Genomic DNA, 17032 nt, shown 5'->3' with positions numbered 1-17032 from the left:
TTTTTAGGGAATAATCCCTATTACTTGCGCTTATTTGCAAGGGTTTTTTCTTTGTCTTTATCCAGCCACCAGAAGGACCATGCGTCATAGCCGGGGCTGTATTTCGGGTAGGTATCAGGGCGGCTAAACTTGTTCCATGCCAGGATGCGGGCACTTTTCAGATGCCAGTTGGGAATGACGTAATGTCCCCATAAAAGAACCCGGTCCAAGGCGCGTGTGCGCATGACCAACTCTTCGCGGTTGGGGGCGTTGACGACCAATTCAACCAATTCGTCTACAATATCATTGCTGATCCCAATGGAATTACGCGCACCGGGTTGATTTGCGGTTTTGCTGGACCAGAAACTATATTGTTCGTTGCCCGGTGACTGACTTTGGCCGAAGACATCAACAACCATGTCATAATCGAAGGTATCCGTGCGCTGTTTATATTGCGCGGTATCAACCATACGCAAGCTGACCTCAATACCCAAGCGTTCGAGATTTTTCTTAAACGGCAGGACAATACGTTCCCATGTGGGACCGGCCTGTAGCAGGAATTCAAAACTGAGTTGTTCGCCCGTCTTGGCATTGACCAGTTTGCGATTTTTAATGACGTAGCCCGCTTTTTTCAACAAGGTGACGGCTTGTTTCAGGTTTCCCCGAATATTACCTGAACCATCTGTTTTTGGTGGCTCGTATGTTTTTGTGAACACTTCATCGGGCACGCGCCCGCGATATTTTTCCAGAATTTCCAATTCGCGTCCTGTCGGTAATCCGCGTGAGGCCAATTCGGAGTTTGCAAAATAGCTTTTGGTCCGGCTGTATTCACCATGAAACAGGTTTTTATTGGCCCAATCAAAATCAAAGGCATAGGCCAAGGCTTCGCGGACCAAGGGGTCTTTAAACTTGTCACGGCGAATGTTGAAGACAAAGGCTTGCATGCCTGCCCCAACACTATGGTTGAAACGCAGTTTTTCAATCAGACCGTTTTTGACTTCGGGGATGTCATAGGCAGTTGCCCAGTTCTTTGCGATGTTTTCGTATCGATAATCAAAGGCACCGCCTTTAAAGGCTTCAACCGCAACGGTTGCATCACGATAATAATCATAACGGATTTCGTCAAAATTGTTTTGCCCGGCATTGACGGCAAGGTCTTTGCCCCAGTAATCCTTGACGCGTTCATAAACCACGTTGCGACCAGCTTCAAACGATTTGACACGGTAGGGACCGCTGCTTAAGGGTGGCTGCAACGTTGTTTTTTCGAAGTCTTTATCCTGCCAGTAATGTTTCGGTATAACAGGAAGTTGCCCGACAATCATGGCCAGTTCGCGGTTTTTTGCCGATTTAAAGGTGAATTTGACAGTGCGTTCAGACAGGGCTTCGACCTTGGCGACATCGCCGTAATAGAACCGATATTGCGGGTGGCCTTTTTCGAACAGGGTGTTGAAACTGAACACCACATCTTCAGCCGTGACAGGTTTGCCATCATGCCATTTGGCTTGGGGGCGTAGATGGAATGTAACGGAGGATCGATCCTCGGGTATTTCAATTGTTTCCGCCAAAAGGCCATATTCGCTAAAGGGTTCATCCAAGGAACGCTGGGTTAACGAGTCATAGACTATGCCGACCCCGGCAGCACTGTTGCCTTTTAAGGTAAAGGGGTTGAAGGTATCAAATGTGGATCCCAGTGCCGCAAGACGTAAATTCCCTCCCTTTGGGGCATCGGGGTTGGCATAATCAAAATGGGTGAAACCGGGGCCATATTTAATATCACCATGCATGGCAACGGCGTGTTTTGGTTCGCTCGCCCATGCGTTAAACGTGACGGTCAATCCAATTAGTCCGGCAAAAGCGGCTGTTTTCAAACCCATTTTTGAACCCTGTTTTTTTGTGAATGCGACATTTACTTGATATTGGCGGGGATGTAAGCTTTGTGCAAGGGGTTGATCCAAAATGCGCTTTGTTTTTTTACTGATTTTAGTCGTTTTCTCGCATCCCACCTTTGCCAGTATGGAAGATGCCATTCGTGCGGTACAGGAAGGGCGCAACGAAGATGCCTTGCGCGAATTTCATCAATATGCGCGGGCGGGAAATCCGGTGGCGGATTACTGGATCGGCACCATGCATATGCAGGGACGAGGTGTACCAAAAGATATTGAAACGGCGATGCGCTGGTTTCATAAGTCTGCCCGACAAGATCATGCCCCGGCGATGGTGGTGCTGGGGCGTATTCATGCGGATGGCCTGAATGGTAAAACCAACCTGAACCTTGCACGCGGCTGGTTTGATAAAGCGGCCAAAGCCGGGGACCATTACGCCATGTTACGAATGGGCGAGATTTATATTTCCGGTATCGGGATCAAAGCCAATCCGAACATCGGTATTCGTTATGTTAAACAGGCGGCAAAAACCGGATACCCAAAGGCCATGCATATTCTGGGGCTGGCCTACTTGCGCGGGGTCGGGGTTGCTGTGGACAAACAACAAGGCTTTTACTGGCTGGAAAAAGCGGCTGACGCGGGATTTGCCCCGTCTCTTGAGGTATTGAAAGAACTCACACAATAATACACATAAAAAAAATCCCCGCCGGATTGCTCTGACGGGGAGTTTAGATGTTGTACAAATTAATGCTTAGGCATCAACCGTTGCCGCTTTTTCAACAAAAGCCGGGATCTGGTCGAAGTTCATGTAACGATAAACGTCATCTGCTTTTTCGTTCACAGCCTTCACCTTAGCTTGATATTCTTCGTTTGACGGGATTTTACCGATTTGCGCGCAAACAGCGGCCAACTCGGCAGAACCCAGATAAACGTTGGTATCAATGCCCAGACGGTTCGGGAAGTTACGGGTGGATGTAGACATCGCCGTAGACCCTTTGCGGATTTGTGCCTGGTTCCCCATACAGAGGGAGCAACCCGGTGTTTCCATACGCGCGCCTGTTTTACCAAGGATGGAATAATAGCCTTCTTCGGTCAGAATTGCGGCGTCCATCTTGGTCGGCGGTGCAATCCACAGGCGGGTCGGCAGATCGGACAAACCGTCCAGAACCTTACCGGCAGCGCGGAAGTGACCGATGTTGGTCATACAGGACCCGATAAAGACTTCATCGATGTTCTGACCGGCAACGTCAGACAATGTTTTCACATCATCCGGGTCGTTCGGGCAAGCCACGATCGGTTCTTTAATATCGTCCATGTTGATTTCGATAACGGCTGCATATTCTGCATCTTCGTCACGCTTCATCAGCTTCGGATCGGCAATGAAAGCTTCCATTGCTTCGATACGGCGCTTCAGAGTGCGCTCATCATGGTAGCCTTCCGCGATCATCCACTTCATCAGGGTGATGTTGGAACGCATATATTCGATAATCGGTTCTTCGTTCAGGTGAACGGTACAGCCAGCCGCACTGCGCTCAGCAGAGGCATCAGACAGTTCGAAGGCTTGTTCGACTTTCAGGTCGGGCAAGCCTTCGATTTCGAGAATACGACCAGAGAAGATGTTCTTCTTGCCTTTTTTCTCAACCGTCAGCAGGCCTTCTTTGATGGCATAGAACGGAATGGCGTTAACCATATCGCGCAACGTAATGCCTTCTTGCAGTTTCCCTGTGAACTTAACCAATACAGATTCCGGCATATCCAACGGCATAACGCCTGTCGCAGCCGCAAAAGCAACCAGACCGGAACCGGCCGGGAAGGAAATCCCCAACGGGAAGCGGGTATGGCTATCGCCACCTGTCCCAACTGTATCAGGCAACAGAAGGCGGTTCAGCCAGCTGTGAATAACTCCATCTTGTGGGCGAAGCGCCACACCGCCACGTGTCTCGATAAAATCGGGCAGTGTCTTGTGAGTGTTCACGTCAACCAGTTTCGGATAAGCAGAGGTATGACAGAAAGATTGCATAACAAGGTCGGCAGAGAAGCCGAGGCAAGCCAGGTCTTTCAGTTCGTCACGGGTCATCGGACCTGTTGTATCCTGTGAACCCACAGTGGTCATTTTCGGTTCGCAATAGGTACCCGGACGGATGCCTTTGCCTTCTTCCAAGCCACAGGCCTTACCGACCATTTTCTGCGCCAGTGTGTAACCTTTGCCTGTGTCTTCCGGTTCAACCGGTGTACGGAACAAGGTAGACGGTTCCAGACCCAAGGCTTCGCGTGCACGTGCGGTCAGGCCGCGACCAATGATCAACGGAATACGGCCACCGGCGCGAACTTCGTCGAAGATCACTTCGGATTTTACTTTAAATTCGGCAATAACTTTACCGTCTTTCAAAGCTTTTCCTTCAAGCGGGCGCAATTCAATCTCGTCGCCCATGTTCATTTCGTTGACGTCAAGTTCGATCGGCAATGCGCCGGCATCTTCCATTGTGTTGTAGAAGATCGGTGCAATTTTGCTGCCCAGACAGACACCGCCGAAACGTTTGTTCGGCACGAACGGAATGTCTTCACCTGTCCACCACAGAACGGAGTTTGTTGCAGACTTACGTGAAGACCCAGTCCCGACAACGTCACCGACATAAGCAACCAGATTGCCTTTGGCTTTCAGGTCTTCGATGAATTGGATCGGACCACGTACGCCTGCTTCTTCCGGTGTGATGCCTTCGCGCGGGTTTTTCAACATGGCAAGGGCGTGCAACGGAATATCGGGGCGGGACCACGCATCCGGTGCCGGGGACAGATCGTCCGTGTTGGTTTCGCCTGTGACTTTAAACACAGTCAGCTTCATGCTTTCAGCGACTTCCGGTTTGGACGTAAACCATTCCGCATCCGCCCAGGATTGAAGAACAGCTTTTGCATTTACAGAACCGGCATCGGCTTTTTCTTTGACGTCGAAGAAGTAATCGAAAACCAGCAGGGTCTTTTTCAGACCTTCTGCGGCTGTTTCGCCCACTTCAGCATCGTCCAGAAGGGCGATCATCGGTTCAATGTTGAACCCGCCGAGCATAGTACCCAGCAATTCTGTTGCCTTGACGTTGGAAACCAAAGAACAGGAAACGTCACCTTTGGCGACTTGTGCCAGAAAACCGGCTTTGATGCGCGCTGCATCGTCAACGCCAGCCGGGACGCGGTGTGTCAGAAGATCAACCAGTGTGTCTTCTTCACCTGCCGGCGGGTTTTTCAACAATTCAACAAGCGCTTCAGTTTGTTCAACCGACAACGGCAGGGGTGGAATGCCAAGAGCTGCACGCTCCTCGACATGTTTGCGATATTCTTCTAGCACTAAACTACCTCCGCTTATGCAAGAGTGAATAAGGAGAAAGCCCGCCTAAAGCGGAGTTCCTCATAAAAAACGTGGCCTATTTACACCACAAACGCGATCGTTTGTCCAGTCTCTAAACCCTTGAAAACGCGCAGAAAACCTTGCCTCTGGTATTACCAAGGGCGACTTTTAAGTTGTCTTTTTAGAGCTGTTAAATAAAGAGTCTGTCCCCTCAGGTGCTTAGCCTGCATTCAACGTAAGTCTGGTGTATGAAATTTTTTCGGGATGTGAGGTTCTTTGCGCTGCTTTGAAAGGGCTTTCTTTACAGGAACAGCGTGTTTGGTAGAAATTTATACGAGTTTCATGTGGATTCGTAGAAACACAAAAGGCTCCCGATGGAGGGGAGCCTTTTGGGGTATGATGTCGATTTACACGTTGAAGCGGAAGTGGAAGACGTCGCCGTCTTTCACCACATATTCCTTACCTTCTTGACGCATTTTACCGTTTTCCTTGGCCCCGGTTTCACCGTTACAGGCGATATAGTCATCATAGGCGATGGTTTCGGCCTTAATGAAGCCGCGTTCGAAATCCGTATGGATAACACCTGCGGCTTGCGGTGCTTTGGCCCCGGCTTGGACGGTCCAGGCGCGGGCTTCTTTCGGGCCAACGGTGAAGAAGGTCAGCAGTTCCAGAAGTTTGTAGCCTTCACGAATGACGCGGGCGAGGCCGGTTTCTTCAAGGCCGAGGCTTTCCAGAAATTCTGCCTTTTCTTCGTCGCTATCCAGTTTGGAAACTTCTTCTTCGATTTGGGCAGAAATCACAACGGCGCGCGCGCCTTCGGCGGCAGCTTTTTCGAAAACTTTGGCTGAGATGGAATTGCCTTCTGCCGCACTGTCTTCTTCGACGTTACAGACGTAAAGGACGGGTTTGGAGGTCAGCAATTGCAGCATCTGGAAGAGTTTTTCCTCTTCGTCATCGCGGCGCTCGACAATGCGGGCCGGTTGACCTTCGCGCAAGACTTCAAGGCAGCGCCCAACCAGTTCCAGTGTCGCTTTGGCTTCCTTGTCTTGACCGCGTGCTTTTTTGATCAGGGCTTGTTCACGTTTTTCCAGACTTTCCAAGTCCGACAGCATCAATTCGGTTTCAACGGTTTCCGCATCACGCAAAGGATCGATGGAATTATCGACATGGGTGATGTTTTCATCTTCGAAACAGCGCAGGACGTGGATGATGGCATCAACTTCGCGGATATTGCCAAGGAACTGGTTGCCCAGTCCTTCGCCTTTGGACGCACCGCGCACCAAGCCAGCGATATCGACGAATTCCAGTTGTGTCGGGATGATTTTACCGGACCCGGCAATCGCGGCCAGTTTGTTAAGGCGTTCATCAGGCACACCAACCCGCCCGGAGTTTGGCTCAATCGTACAAAACGGAAAGTTGGCCGCTTCGGCTGCTGCTGTTGACGTCAGCGCGTTAAACAAGGTTGATTTGCCGACGTTAGGCAGGCCGACGATACCGCAGTTAAAACCCATTGGAGTTCATCCCAAGAAAAAATAGAAAAACCGTTGGCAATGCGGATAGCGCGCCACGCACGAAAGGTCAAGCCAAACGTCCTGTTTTGCGAGGCAAGCGGGCAAAAAAGAAGATGAACTACTCTGTCAGCTTCTTTAAAACAGCAAAAGGGGAGTCGTTGTTGTCGTCATTATTTGCATTTTTGACCGAAGACGATTGTGCGCTGTCTTGTGTGGGCGTCTTCGGTTTGTTGGGGCGTTGCGGGCGCATCCCAAGGGCATAACGGTTCATAAATTCCGTATCTGCATCGTTGATGACATGACCGATGTGCTGGGCAACCCCATCCAGCATTTTATCGCGGGGGTCTTCTTCCGCCTTCGCAAAATCACCGAGAACATATCCGTGGACTTTTTCTTTGGAACCGGGATGACCGATCCCTAAGCGCACGCGTTTATAATTTTTACCCATATGGGCATCAATGGAACGCAGGCCATTATGGCCGCCGTGACCACCACCAATTTTAACTTTGATTTTTGTGAAGGCGAGATCAAGTTCGTCGTGCAGGACAACGGTCTGTTCGGGGGCAATTTTGTAAAAGCGTGCCGCCGCGCTGACCGAACGGCCTGACTCATTCATAAACGTTTCAGGCATCAGGGCGAGGACTTTGGTGCCATCGATGGTGCCTTCGCACATTTGGCCCTGAAATTTGGAACGCCACGGCCCAAAGGAATGGCGCCGAACGATTTCGTCCAGCGCCATAAACCCGATGTTGTGTCGGTTTTTGGCGTATTTCCCACCGGGGTTGCCTAGTCCGACCAACAAAATCATAGGAAGTTGCCTTATGCTTCAGCTTCTTCTTCAGACTCGTCTTCGCTTTCCACTGCTGCTTTCTCACCAGAAGACGGTGCCGCGATAGAGCAGATAGTGAAGTCACGGTCTGTAATGGTCGGCTCAACACCTTTGGGCAGGGTAACTGCGGAAATGTGGATAGAGTCCCCAACAGAAGTACCCGTCAGGTCAACTTCGATGCTTTCCGGAATAGCATTTGCCGGAACTTCACATTCGATCTCGTGACGTACAACGTTGAGAACGCCGCCACGTTTGATACCATCGGACTTTTCTTCGTTTACGAAAGTAACCGGGATCGCAACAACGATGGACGCGTCTTTTGCCAAACGCAGGAAGTCGGCGTGCATCGGTGCATCTGTGACCGGGTGGAACTGAACATCACGGCAAATGACAGTTTCTTTGGTTTTACCGATCTGGATTTCACCAGTGGAAGCGAAGAAAGTTTGACCTGTGTGCAGTTGCAGCCACAGTTCTTTCGGGCTCAGGGAAATGCTGACAGGGTCTTTTTTGTCACCGTAGATAACGGCCGGTACGAGGCCTTCACGACGGATTGCGCGGGCTGCCCCCTTGCCGGCTGTCTCGCGCTTTTGTGCGTTCAGAACATAGCTCATAAACTTATTCCTTAAAATCTTGTTACATTTGGTTGTTGCCTAGCCTCCAGGGGTGCCAGCAACGTAAGTGGGCGGGTAGTACAGGAAACGACCCCTTGAGTCAATCTTGAAACATCATAAGATCGGCAAGAACCCGCCTTTTTATTCAACACCGTCTTTCCCGGCGAGAATTTTACGACGACCAACCCGATCAGGGGCAGAGACGATGCCGTCTTCTTCCATTTGATCAACGATGCGGGCCGCCCGGTTATAACCGATGCTGAGACGGCGTTGAATGTGGCTGGTAGAGGCTTTGCCATCCTGAATACAAATTTGAACGGCTTGATCATAAAGTGCATCCCCGCTGGAGGTGTTGCCACCCACACTGCCGGCGGGCATGACAAGGCCGTCGATGGGTTCGTCACTTTCTTCGGTGACTGCATCGAGATATTTGGGTTCGCCTTGTTTTTTCAGGTGATTGACGACTTCTTCAACCTCTTCATCCGAGGCAAAGGGGCCGTGAACCCGCGAGATTTGCCCGCCGCCCGGTTTAAACAGCATATCGCCCATCCCAAGCAGCTGTTCCGCCCCTTGGCTTTCCAGAATGGTGCGGCTGTCGATTTTGGTGGTAACGGTGAAGCTGATCCGCGATGGGAAGTTGGCTTTGATCGTCCCGGTCATCACGTCAACAGACGGACGCTGGGTTGCCATGATCAAATGAATACCGGCGGCACGGGCTTTTTGGGCAAGCGATTGAATGCAGGCGTCGATTTCTTTACCGACCATTAACATCAAATCGGCGAATTCATCGACGATAATGACAAGGAACGGCAGGGCGTCCATATCCAACGGCTGTTCTTCAAAAATCGGCTTGCCGGTTTCCGGGTCAAATCCGGTTTGAACACGCCGGGTGAGGACTTCGCCTTTTTTGCGGCTTTCTTCCAGTTTGGCGTTATAGCCGGAAATGTTACGCACCCCAAGGTTTGACATCAGGCGGTAACGTTCGTTCATTTCCTGTACACACCATTTCAACGCCATGACGGCTTTGCCCGGTTCGGTGACAACCGGGGACAATAAATGCGGGATACCATCATAAACGGACAATTCCAGCATTTTCGGATCAATCATAATGAACTTACATTGTTCCGGTGTCATCCGATAAAGCATGGACAGGATCATAGTGTTGACCCCAACGGATTTACCGGAACCGGTTGTCCCGGCGACCAAAAGGTGCGGCATGCGCGCAAGATCCGCCATGACGGGTGATCCGCCGATATCCACACCCAAGGCCATGTTGAGGGAGGCTTTCGGGTTATCGAAGCTGGGAGATTCCAAAAGGGTGCGCAGATAAACGGTTTCGCGTTTGGCGTTGGGCAGTTCAATACCGATGACACTGCGCCCCGGGACAACCGCGATGCGAACGGAAATTGCACTCATGGACCGGGCGATATCATCAGCCAGTGAAATAACACGCGATGTTTTGGTCCCGGCGGCCGGTTCCAGTTCATAAAGGGTAACCACAGGACCGGGGCGGACTTCGACAATCTCCCCTTTTACGCCAAAGTCTTCTAGAACCTGTTCCAGCAGTTCGGCATTATGTTCAAGGGCAGCACGATCGATTTTACCGGCGGCCTTTTGGGCCGGGGTGGCTTCGGTTAAGAGATCGAGAGGTGGAAAATTGTAACTGTCTGGCGAAAGGACAAGCGTTTGTTGTTTGGCTTTCTGTGATTTTTTGGGCAGCGAGACATCTTCTTCCGGTGCCTTGATTTTTTTGGCACTGCGCTTGCGTTTTAAGACGGGTTCTTCGTCTTCAATTCCGCTTTCCTCTTTGATCATGTCTTCCAGTTTGGTGCGTTGCAGGACACCAACGCCTTTGCGAACGGCAACAACGGATCCTTGCAATGTTCCCTTGGCGACACTGCCGACACCTTGACCGACTTGTGTCCATTCAGAACGCGATAAGGCGAGACCGTAAAGGAGGGATAGAACACCGGAAATCCCGCAAAACAGGGCAATTCCCAATTTAATGAGGGCAAGATCGGGCACCCCGATCCATGTGAGAAAGGAGACGAGACGCTGGGTTAAGATCATCCCTGCGACACCGCCTAAACCGCTGCGTAGCGGCCATGTATCAGGTGTTGGAACGGCGTTCAGGGTGATGGACAGCAAAAAGGCGGCGCTGCAAAGTATGATCAAGCGCATCCACAGGTTTGAAACCATCTGTTTGGACGTGATGCGCCACGCCCAAGAAAACAGGACCAGAACGGGGACCGCACAGGCCAGCCCAAAAGATTGCACCATTATGTCAGCCAGATAGGCACCAATCGCTCCCATGAGGTTTTGCACTTCATGGGGAGAGGCACTGTTCCACGACGGATCACCCGGTGTGTAGCTGGCAAGGATCAGCGCAAGCATAATCGCACAAGCCCCTAACAGGAGGCCGCATAATTCGATTGTGCGTTTTACCAAAAATTCTTTGGCACCTGCGGGTAATAAGGGTGTGCGCTGCGATTTTGTCATGGTTCGGGCCATCTCGTGTCTCTCTTGGTCCATAGATAGAGTCGGAGTTGTGACAGAGTCTAGATCAAGAGAGTTAAGGGATGGTTTACGGTGTTAAAATGCAGATGTTATTCCTTGGCTTGAAATTTGCTTACAAGGTCGCCAAAGCTCACCCCCCATGTGGAAAAGGGATGTTCAGCAATATAGGAATTGAAAAATCGTTCATCTTTACTGACTTCCGGTCCCACCCAGTCCGGTTTTTCAAATGCCTGATCCGGTGTGTCCAGTTCAATTTCAGCCATGATCAGGCCGTCATTGATCCCGTGAAATTCGTCAATCTCCCACGTATTCCCCGCATAGTCAAAGGTGTAACGGGTTTTGGAAATGGCATCGCCGCATAATTGATCCAGCATCATGGCGCAGTCTTCGTGTGGGATTTCATATTCAAATTCAAGGCGCTGGATATCGCCGCGATCAGCCTTGATGGTCAGGAAAGATTTATCACCCTTGCTGCGCACACGCACCACACACTGATTGTCTTTGCTGATATAGCCTTGCGAGATTTTTTTGGCACGGGCTTCATTCTTCCACCCGTTACCGGTGACCAGAAATTTACGTTCGATTTCCATCATATTGGACATGGCAACGTTCCCCCGAAATGGAAGTGGACTTTTATTTGAGTGCGAAAGCAATTTTCAGGGCAGCGCGAACAACCGGATTGATTTCGTATTTCTTTTGATCCTTGATGTCGTCGGCACTTAATAAGCGCCACTCATTGTGTTCGTCGGACAGCTTGATTTTTTCGAATTTTTGATCGCATTCACAAAGATAGAATAATATAACACGTTCCGGTTTGCCGGCTTCTTCAAAACTGCGTCGCCCTGCGTAAATGATTTGACCAACGTGGACTTTGTGCAGGTGGGTTTCTTCAATGATTTCACGCTCCAGACCGGCGACCATATCCTCGCCTTCGTCCAGTTTGCCACCGGGTAGATCCCAATGGCTTTTACCTGTTTTTTCCATCATCAAAATGCGACCTTTCTTATCTTTCAGAATCGCTTTCTGGCTCACCGTAAAGAGGGCCGCGTCATTTACAAAAGCCGTCACGTCATTTACCCCGTGTGTTTTGAATATCAATATCCAGTATTGCCACATTCAAAGAGTTATTGTCGACACGCAATTGCAAAGAAATGTTAAGCTCTTGTTAAATTTCAGTAAAAGCTTGGAAAAAATGGAAAAATCCGCCACTCTCATACAGAGCTATGGTAGGCAGAATGAACGAAATTTATAAGGCAATTCAGGGAAGGTTTAGAACTCATGCCATTCAAGCATATTTTATTGCACCTCGATGCAACGGAGCAATGCGCAAAACGTGTCAAGATCGCTTTGGATTTGGCGAAAGATGGAAACGGGCACGTGACAGCCTTGTTCTGTCAAACCGACCCGGAAATGTCGGCTATTCTCGGACGCCATCCAGTGGGAGATAAATTGCGCGCTTTGGCCGATGAAGCTGAAAAAACCTTTTTAGCAGAAGCCGATGCAGCCGGTGTGCCTTGCACAGCCAAGAATGTGCTGTGTACGTCTCATGCACAAGTTATTCAGGCGATTACATGGGCGGCGCGCACCAGTGATATTGCCGTTCTTGGTCAATATGACTGGTCTGTGAACTATAAGGGGATTCCGTCCGATCTGGCCGAAAATGTGATCATTCACAGTGGTCGCCCGGCACTGGTTATCCCGTTTGCCGGGGAATTCCCCAAAGTCGGGTCGCGTTGTCTGGTGGCCTGGAATGGCGGGCGCGAGTCTGCACGTGCGTTAAATGATTCCATCCCTATGATGACGGGTTCTGAAGTTGTCGAAATTTATGCCATTCAGAAAGAAGGCGTGAAGCGCCCGGATGCGGATGATCTGGTTGCCCATTTGGAAAAATACAACATCAATGCGGTGGCGGTTCGTGACAAACAGGAAGGGGCCAGCGTGACTGATTTGCTTCTTTCCCATGCCGCAGATGAAGGGTCGAACCTGATTGTCATGGGGGCACATGGTCATTACGGTGTGTCACATATGTTAAAAGGTGGCAATACGCGTGAAATCCTCAAACATATGACCGTTCCGGTTTTGATGTCTCACTAAAAAATAATAAGTTTCCTTGTTCTAATTTAAGGAAACGTCCAAAAAAACGGGCTTCTGTTTGAATGCAGAGGCCCGTTTTTTTGCGTTAACGTGGCAAGGCACCGAGGGCTTGTTGAATAATGCCTTCCCGATCAATGCCGTAATGTTTGTAAAGGTCTTGCAAGGTTCCGGTCTGTCCGAAATGTTCAACACCCAGTGGGATGGTGCGATGACCGGCAACAGCACCCAACCACGATAGAGTTGCCGGATGTCCGTCGATAACAGTTAAGATCGCACAATGTCTGGGTAAATCGCCCAGCAAACGTTCCACATGGCAGGTGGCGTTTTGATTGCCACGCGCACGGTCTCTTTGTGCTGCTGTCCACCCGGCGTTGAGCCGGTCGGCAGAAGTGACGGCTAATACCCCGATATCGCGGCGTTGGGCGGCAAGGAAACCGGCGGCCTCTAGGGCTTCGGGGGCAATCGCCCCCTGATAGGCGATGACCAATTCACAATTGGGGCCGGGTTTGCGCCACCAATAGGCCCCGTCAATGGTGCCTTGTTTGAAATCATCATCCAGACGCTTGGCCGGTTGTTCAATCGAGCGGGTGGTCAGGCGCAGATAGACAGAGCCCCCGGTTTCGTCGCGCAGCCATGTGCGTTCATTCGGGTCGCCTTCGCCATCTTTTTGCATATAGGCAAAGGCCCAATTCATAATGACGGACAGTTCATCCATATAGGCCGGCTCAAATGCTGCCAAACCGTCTTGGCTCATGCCGATTAAGGGGGTGCCGATTGATTGATGCGCTCCACCTTCTGGGGCCAGTGTGATCCCGGACGGTGTGCCGACAATCATAAAACGGGCATCTTGATAGCAGGCGTAATTTAACGCATCCAATCCCCGGCAAACAAACGGGTCATAGACTGTCCCGATCGGCAGCAGGCGTTTGCCGAACAAGGAATGGGACAGCCCCGCAGCGCCCAACAGCAGAAACAGGTTCATTTCTGCAATGCCGAGTTCAATATGTTGCCCATCTTTGTTGAACGCCCATTTCTGGGTAGAGGGGATTTTTTCCGTCTGGAAAGTATCTTCCAAGGCGTGACGATGAAACAATCCGCGACGATTGACCCACGGCCCCAGGTTTGTCGTCCCTGTGACATCGGGGGAGGTGGTCAGAATGCGCTCTGCCAGTTCCGTATCGCTTTTTGAAATTTCATCTAGAATTTTACCAAAAGCCATTTGGGTGGAAATTTCACGATCCGTTGAAACCGTGATCATGGGTGCATCGATTATTTTATCGCTGTAACGGCGCAGACCTTTGGAAAAGAAGGGAACCTGATCGAGAAAGGCTTGTAAATCCTTGCTGTTTTCAACCGTGGCAAATTTATCCCATTCCTGCCCTTCAGGTACGCCCATGTCTTTTTGCCAAGCCGCCATTTGTGTCTTGTTCATAAAACCGCCGTGATTGTCCTTATGTCCGGCCAGCGGGGTTCCCCAACCCTTAACCGTATAGGCGAGAAAACATACCGGGCGGTCATGGTCGATGGCCCCAAAGGCGTTCGTCATGGTTTCAACGCAGTTTCCGCCGAGGTTTTCCATCAACTCAGCGAGTTCTTTGTCGCTGTAGCTGTCAATCAGGGCAGAGACATCGCCTTGATCGCCCAAATCGTCCAACAGGCGTTTGCGCCAGATGGCACCGCCTTGATAGGTCAGCGCGCAATAAAGTTGATTGGGACAGGCATCAATCCAGTCTTTGAGTTGGTCCCCGCCCGGTTTTTGAAAGGCGGCTTTCTGCAAGATGCCATATTTGATTTTAACGACATCCCAGCCAAAGGAAGAAAACACACCGATGATACGTTCCCATAATCCTTCAGAAACGACACCGTCCAGTGATTGACGGTTATAATCCACAATCCACCAGCAATTGCGCAGATCGTGTTTCCAACCTTCTTGCAGGGCTTCGTAAATGTTGCCTTCGTCCATTTCCGCATCACCCACCAACGAGATCATGCGACCTAAAGGTAGGTCTTTGCCCCATTTTTTAGCCTGAATATAATCTTGAACGAGGGAGGCAAAGGTGGTGATGGCAACCCCTAAGCCAACGGAACCTGTGGAAAAATCAACATCGTCGATATCTTTGATTCGGGACGGATAGGATTGCACACCGCCAAATCCGCGAAAGTTTTTCATGCGTTCCAAATCCTGATGGCCCATCAGATATTGCATGGCATGAAAAATGGGGGAAGCATGGGGTTTCACTGCCACGCGGTCTTGGGGTTTTAAGGTGGCGAAATAAAGGGCGGTCAGGATGGATACACAAGAAGCCGAGGATGCCTGATGCCCACCGACTTTCAGACCATCTTCCTTGAGACGCAGGTTGTTGGCATTATGGATCATCCAGTGGGATAACCATAAAAGACGTTGTTCGATGGTCTTGAGATGTTGAATGTCTGTCGGCATGAGGCCCTCCTGTTTCTTTTGCGTTATTTATAAACCACTCATGGCTTGTTCAAGATCAGCGCGGATATCTTCAATATCTTCAAGGCCGACAGAAAGACGAACCAGACCTTCTGAAATGCCATGCGCTTCGCGTTCTTCAGGCGTGTAAGTCGAATGGGTCATGGAGGCCGGATGCTGGATCAAGGTTTCTGCATCCCCAAGCGAAACCGCACGATGGATCATCTTAAGTTTGTTCATCAAAGTGATCCCGGCTTCATAACCACCGACCAGTTCAAAGGCGATCATGCCGCCAAAGTTTGCCATTTGTTTTTTGGCGAGTTCGTGATGCGGGTCGGTTTCTAATCCCGGATAATAGACGGATTGAACAGCCGGAGAATGCGCGAGCATTTGTGCAATGGCATGGGCATTTTCACAATGACGATCCATGCGCAGGGAAAGTGTTTTCAGCCCCCGCATGACCAGCATCGCGTTAAAGGGCGCCATGACGGCCCCGGTCATATCTTTCATGCCGACGAGACGGGTGACTTCCATATCTTCTTGTGATCCGATTGCAAGACCGGCGACCACATCCCCGTGCCCGCCGAGATATTTTGTGGCAGAATGGACAACAATGTCGGCGCCCAGTTCGATCGGGCGGGTCAAATATGGCGTTGCGTAAGTGTTGTCAACAACCACGCGGGCTTCAAACGGTTTGGCAATATCGGCAATTTTGGCAATGTCGATTAAACGCATGTTCGGGTTGGCAGGCGTTTCGAAATAGACAATTTTGGTTTTTTGGGAAATAGCTTCAACCAGATTGGCCGGGTCGGTCAGATCAACATAGGAAACGTCAATACCGAAGCGCGATAACCCGTGACGCATGAAGGCAAAGGTGCAGCCATATAAGGTTTTATCAACGATCAGTTCATCACCGGGCTGCAAAAAAGACCAGAGAACAGAGGTAATCGCCCCCATGCCGGAGGCGGTGGCAATGGCGGCTTCCCCGCCTTCCAGATCAGCCATGCGTTTTTCCAGAATATCCAATGTCGGGTTGGAAATGCGCGAATAAATATAACCGGCTTCTTCGCCTGCAAATCGTCGCCCGCCGCTTTCTGCAGTTTCAAAGGCAAAGGTGGAGGTCAGATGGATCGGCGGCGTTAAAGCCCCTTCATTTTGAAGAGGGTCGTAAAAATTGTGAATGGCCCGTGTGGCGAAGCCTGCATCCTGTTTGGTCATGGTGATTTCCTCCAACTCATTTTATGTAACGTATTGGATGATATAATATTCTTTATATGGTGGTTTTATCTGCCAAATACATCTAATATAAATATTAAAATTAGCAGTTTCTGCCAAAGGAAATGACAAATGGATGCCAAAGACGTTCAAATCATCAGGGTTCTTCAGGAAAATGGACGATTGAGCAATCAGGAACTTTCGGAAAAGGTCAATCTGTCCCCGTCACCTTGCCTGCGCCGCCTGCGGTTGTTGGAAAAACAAGGTGTGATTAAGGGCTATACCGCGCTTGTCGATCAAAAGGCCTATGGCTTGCCCCTGACGGTTTTTATTCAAGTTCGATTGGAACGCCACAATACAGAAGCGGTGCGCACTTTTGAACAACGTGTGAAAATGATCCCGGAAATTATGGATTGTTATATTACGACGGGCGGGTCGGATTATCTGTTGCGGGTCGTCTGTCAGGATCTGGATGCGTATGAATTTTTTGTACGCGAAACCTTACATAATGTACCGGGCATTGCCTCCATCGATACAAGCTTCGCCTATAGTGTTGTGAAGCAAGGTCACGTTTTCCCTGAAATTTCAGAAACTCAATAGAGATTTTTAAAGAAAAAAT

The 17032-nt window shown here is 50.2% G+C and carries 13 protein-coding genes; 3 read left to right on the top strand and 10 right to left on the bottom strand.

The features are described 5' to 3' along the window. Positions 1–20 precede the first annotated feature (20 nt). Positions 21–1853, bottom strand: a complete 1833-nt coding sequence (locus tag IEW74_RS08025; protein ID WP_188663618.1) for an extracellular solute-binding protein — start codon at positions 1851–1853, stop codon at positions 21–23. Positions 1854–1935: 82 nt separating this feature from the next. Between IEW74_RS08025 and IEW74_RS08020 the strand changes: the two genes are divergently transcribed. Further along, positions 1936–2547: a tetratricopeptide repeat protein gene (locus IEW74_RS08020; protein ID WP_188663616.1), complete on the top strand. Its 612-nt coding sequence runs from the start codon at positions 1936–1938 to the stop codon at positions 2545–2547. A gap of 66 nt (positions 2548–2613) precedes the next feature. Here the strand turns inward: IEW74_RS08020 and acnB are convergent, their stop codons facing one another. The 7 genes from acnB to IEW74_RS07985 all read right to left on the bottom strand — a co-directional run bounded on the left by acnB (position 2614) and on the right by IEW74_RS07985 (position 11735). Continuing rightward, positions 2614–5199 carry a bifunctional aconitate hydratase 2/2-methylisocitrate dehydratase gene (gene acnB / locus IEW74_RS08015; protein ID WP_188663614.1) on the bottom strand — a complete coding sequence of 862 codons (2586 nt, stop codon included), beginning with the start codon at positions 5197–5199 and terminating at the stop codon, positions 2614–2616. A gap of 407 nt (positions 5200–5606) precedes the next feature. Further along, positions 5607–6710 (bottom strand): redox-regulated ATPase YchF, encoded by a 1104-nt coding sequence (gene ychF, locus IEW74_RS08010; protein WP_188663612.1) that lies wholly within the window; start codon positions 6708–6710, stop codon positions 5607–5609. Between the two features lie 118 nt (positions 6711–6828). Continuing rightward, on the bottom strand, positions 6829–7518 hold the full coding sequence (gene pth / locus IEW74_RS08005) for an aminoacyl-tRNA hydrolase (protein ID WP_188663610.1): 690 nt from the start codon (positions 7516–7518) through the stop codon (positions 6829–6831). 11 nt (positions 7519–7529) lie between these two features. Continuing rightward, positions 7530–8150, bottom strand: coding sequence for a 50S ribosomal protein L25/general stress protein Ctc (locus IEW74_RS08000; RefSeq protein ID WP_188663608.1), 621 nt, complete (start codon positions 8148–8150; stop codon positions 7530–7532). A 141-nt stretch (positions 8151–8291) separates the two neighbouring features. Continuing rightward, a complete protein-coding gene (locus IEW74_RS07995; RefSeq protein ID WP_229734278.1) occupies positions 8292–10649 on the bottom strand; it encodes a DNA translocase FtsK in 2358 nt (785 codons plus the stop codon). 107 nt (positions 10650–10756) lie between these two features. Next, complete coding sequence (locus IEW74_RS07990; RefSeq protein WP_229734277.1) at positions 10757–11269, bottom strand: CYTH domain-containing protein; 513 nt, start codon at positions 11267–11269, stop codon at positions 10757–10759. 31 nt (positions 11270–11300) lie between these two features. After that, positions 11301–11735 carry an NUDIX domain-containing protein gene (locus IEW74_RS07985; RefSeq protein WP_188663603.1) on the bottom strand — a complete coding sequence of 145 codons (435 nt, stop codon included), beginning with the start codon at positions 11733–11735 and terminating at the stop codon, positions 11301–11303. A 210-nt stretch (positions 11736–11945) separates the two neighbouring features. On the opposite strand from IEW74_RS07985, the gene IEW74_RS07980 reads away from it, so the two are divergent. Then, entirely contained in the window at positions 11946–12761 is an 816-nt protein-coding gene (locus IEW74_RS07980) for a universal stress protein (RefSeq protein ID WP_188663601.1), read from the top strand. A gap of 85 nt (positions 12762–12846) precedes the next feature. Here the strand turns inward: IEW74_RS07980 and IEW74_RS07975 are convergent, their stop codons facing one another. Then, positions 12847–15201, bottom strand: a complete 2355-nt coding sequence (locus IEW74_RS07975) for a thiamine pyrophosphate-binding protein (RefSeq protein ID WP_188663599.1) — start codon at positions 15199–15201, stop codon at positions 12847–12849. Positions 15202–15228: 27 nt separating this feature from the next. After that, positions 15229–16416 carry a methionine gamma-lyase gene (locus IEW74_RS07970; protein ID WP_188663597.1) on the bottom strand — a complete coding sequence of 396 codons (1188 nt, stop codon included), beginning with the start codon at positions 16414–16416 and terminating at the stop codon, positions 15229–15231. A gap of 129 nt (positions 16417–16545) precedes the next feature. Between IEW74_RS07970 and IEW74_RS07965 the strand changes: the two genes are divergently transcribed. Further along, the gene (locus IEW74_RS07965; RefSeq protein WP_188663595.1) at positions 16546–17013 is read left to right on the top strand and encodes an Lrp/AsnC family transcriptional regulator; all 468 of its coding nucleotides are present in this window, start codon (positions 16546–16548) and stop codon (positions 17011–17013) included. Positions 17014–17032 lie beyond the last annotated feature (19 nt).

Source organism: Terasakiella brassicae, assembly GCF_014641495.1.
GTDB classification, from domain to species: domain Bacteria; phylum Pseudomonadota; class Alphaproteobacteria; order Rhodospirillales; family Terasakiellaceae; genus Terasakiella; species Terasakiella brassicae.
This window is presented reverse-complemented; position numbering and strand designations above follow the sequence as displayed.

What these genes read in the sequence shown, in the direction of transcription:
- IEW74_RS08025 (WP_188663618.1), bottom strand. Translation starts at nt 1,853, where the DNA reads ATGGGTTTGAAAACAGCCGCTTTTGCCGGACTAATTGGATTGACCGTC.
- IEW74_RS08020 (WP_188663616.1), top strand. Translation starts at nt 1,936, where the DNA reads ATGCGCTTTGTTTTTTTACTGATTTTAGTCGTTTTCTCGCATCCCACC.
- ychF (WP_188663612.1), bottom strand. Translation starts at nt 6,710, where the DNA reads ATGGGTTTTAACTGCGGTATCGTCGGCCTGCCTAACGTCGGCAAATCA.
- pth (WP_188663610.1), bottom strand. Translation starts at nt 7,518, where the DNA reads ATGATTTTGTTGGTCGGACTAGGCAACCCCGGTGGGAAATACGCCAAA.
- IEW74_RS08000 (WP_188663608.1), bottom strand. Translation starts at nt 8,150, where the DNA reads ATGAGCTATGTTCTGAACGCACAAAAGCGCGAGACAGCCGGCAAGGGG.
- IEW74_RS07995 (WP_229734278.1), bottom strand. Translation starts at nt 10,649, where the DNA reads ATGACAAAATCGCAGCGCACACCCTTATTACCCGCAGGTGCCAAAGAA.
- IEW74_RS07990 (WP_229734277.1), bottom strand. Translation starts at nt 11,269, where the DNA reads ATGTCCAATATGATGGAAATCGAACGTAAATTTCTGGTCACCGGTAAC.
- IEW74_RS07980 (WP_188663601.1), top strand. Translation starts at nt 11,946, where the DNA reads ATGCCATTCAAGCATATTTTATTGCACCTCGATGCAACGGAGCAATGC.
- IEW74_RS07975 (WP_188663599.1), bottom strand. Translation starts at nt 15,201, where the DNA reads ATGCCGACAGACATTCAACATCTCAAGACCATCGAACAACGTCTTTTA.
- IEW74_RS07970 (WP_188663597.1), bottom strand. Translation starts at nt 16,416, where the DNA reads ATGACCAAACAGGATGCAGGCTTCGCCACACGGGCCATTCACAATTTT.
- IEW74_RS07965 (WP_188663595.1), top strand. Translation starts at nt 16,546, where the DNA reads ATGGATGCCAAAGACGTTCAAATCATCAGGGTTCTTCAGGAAAATGGA.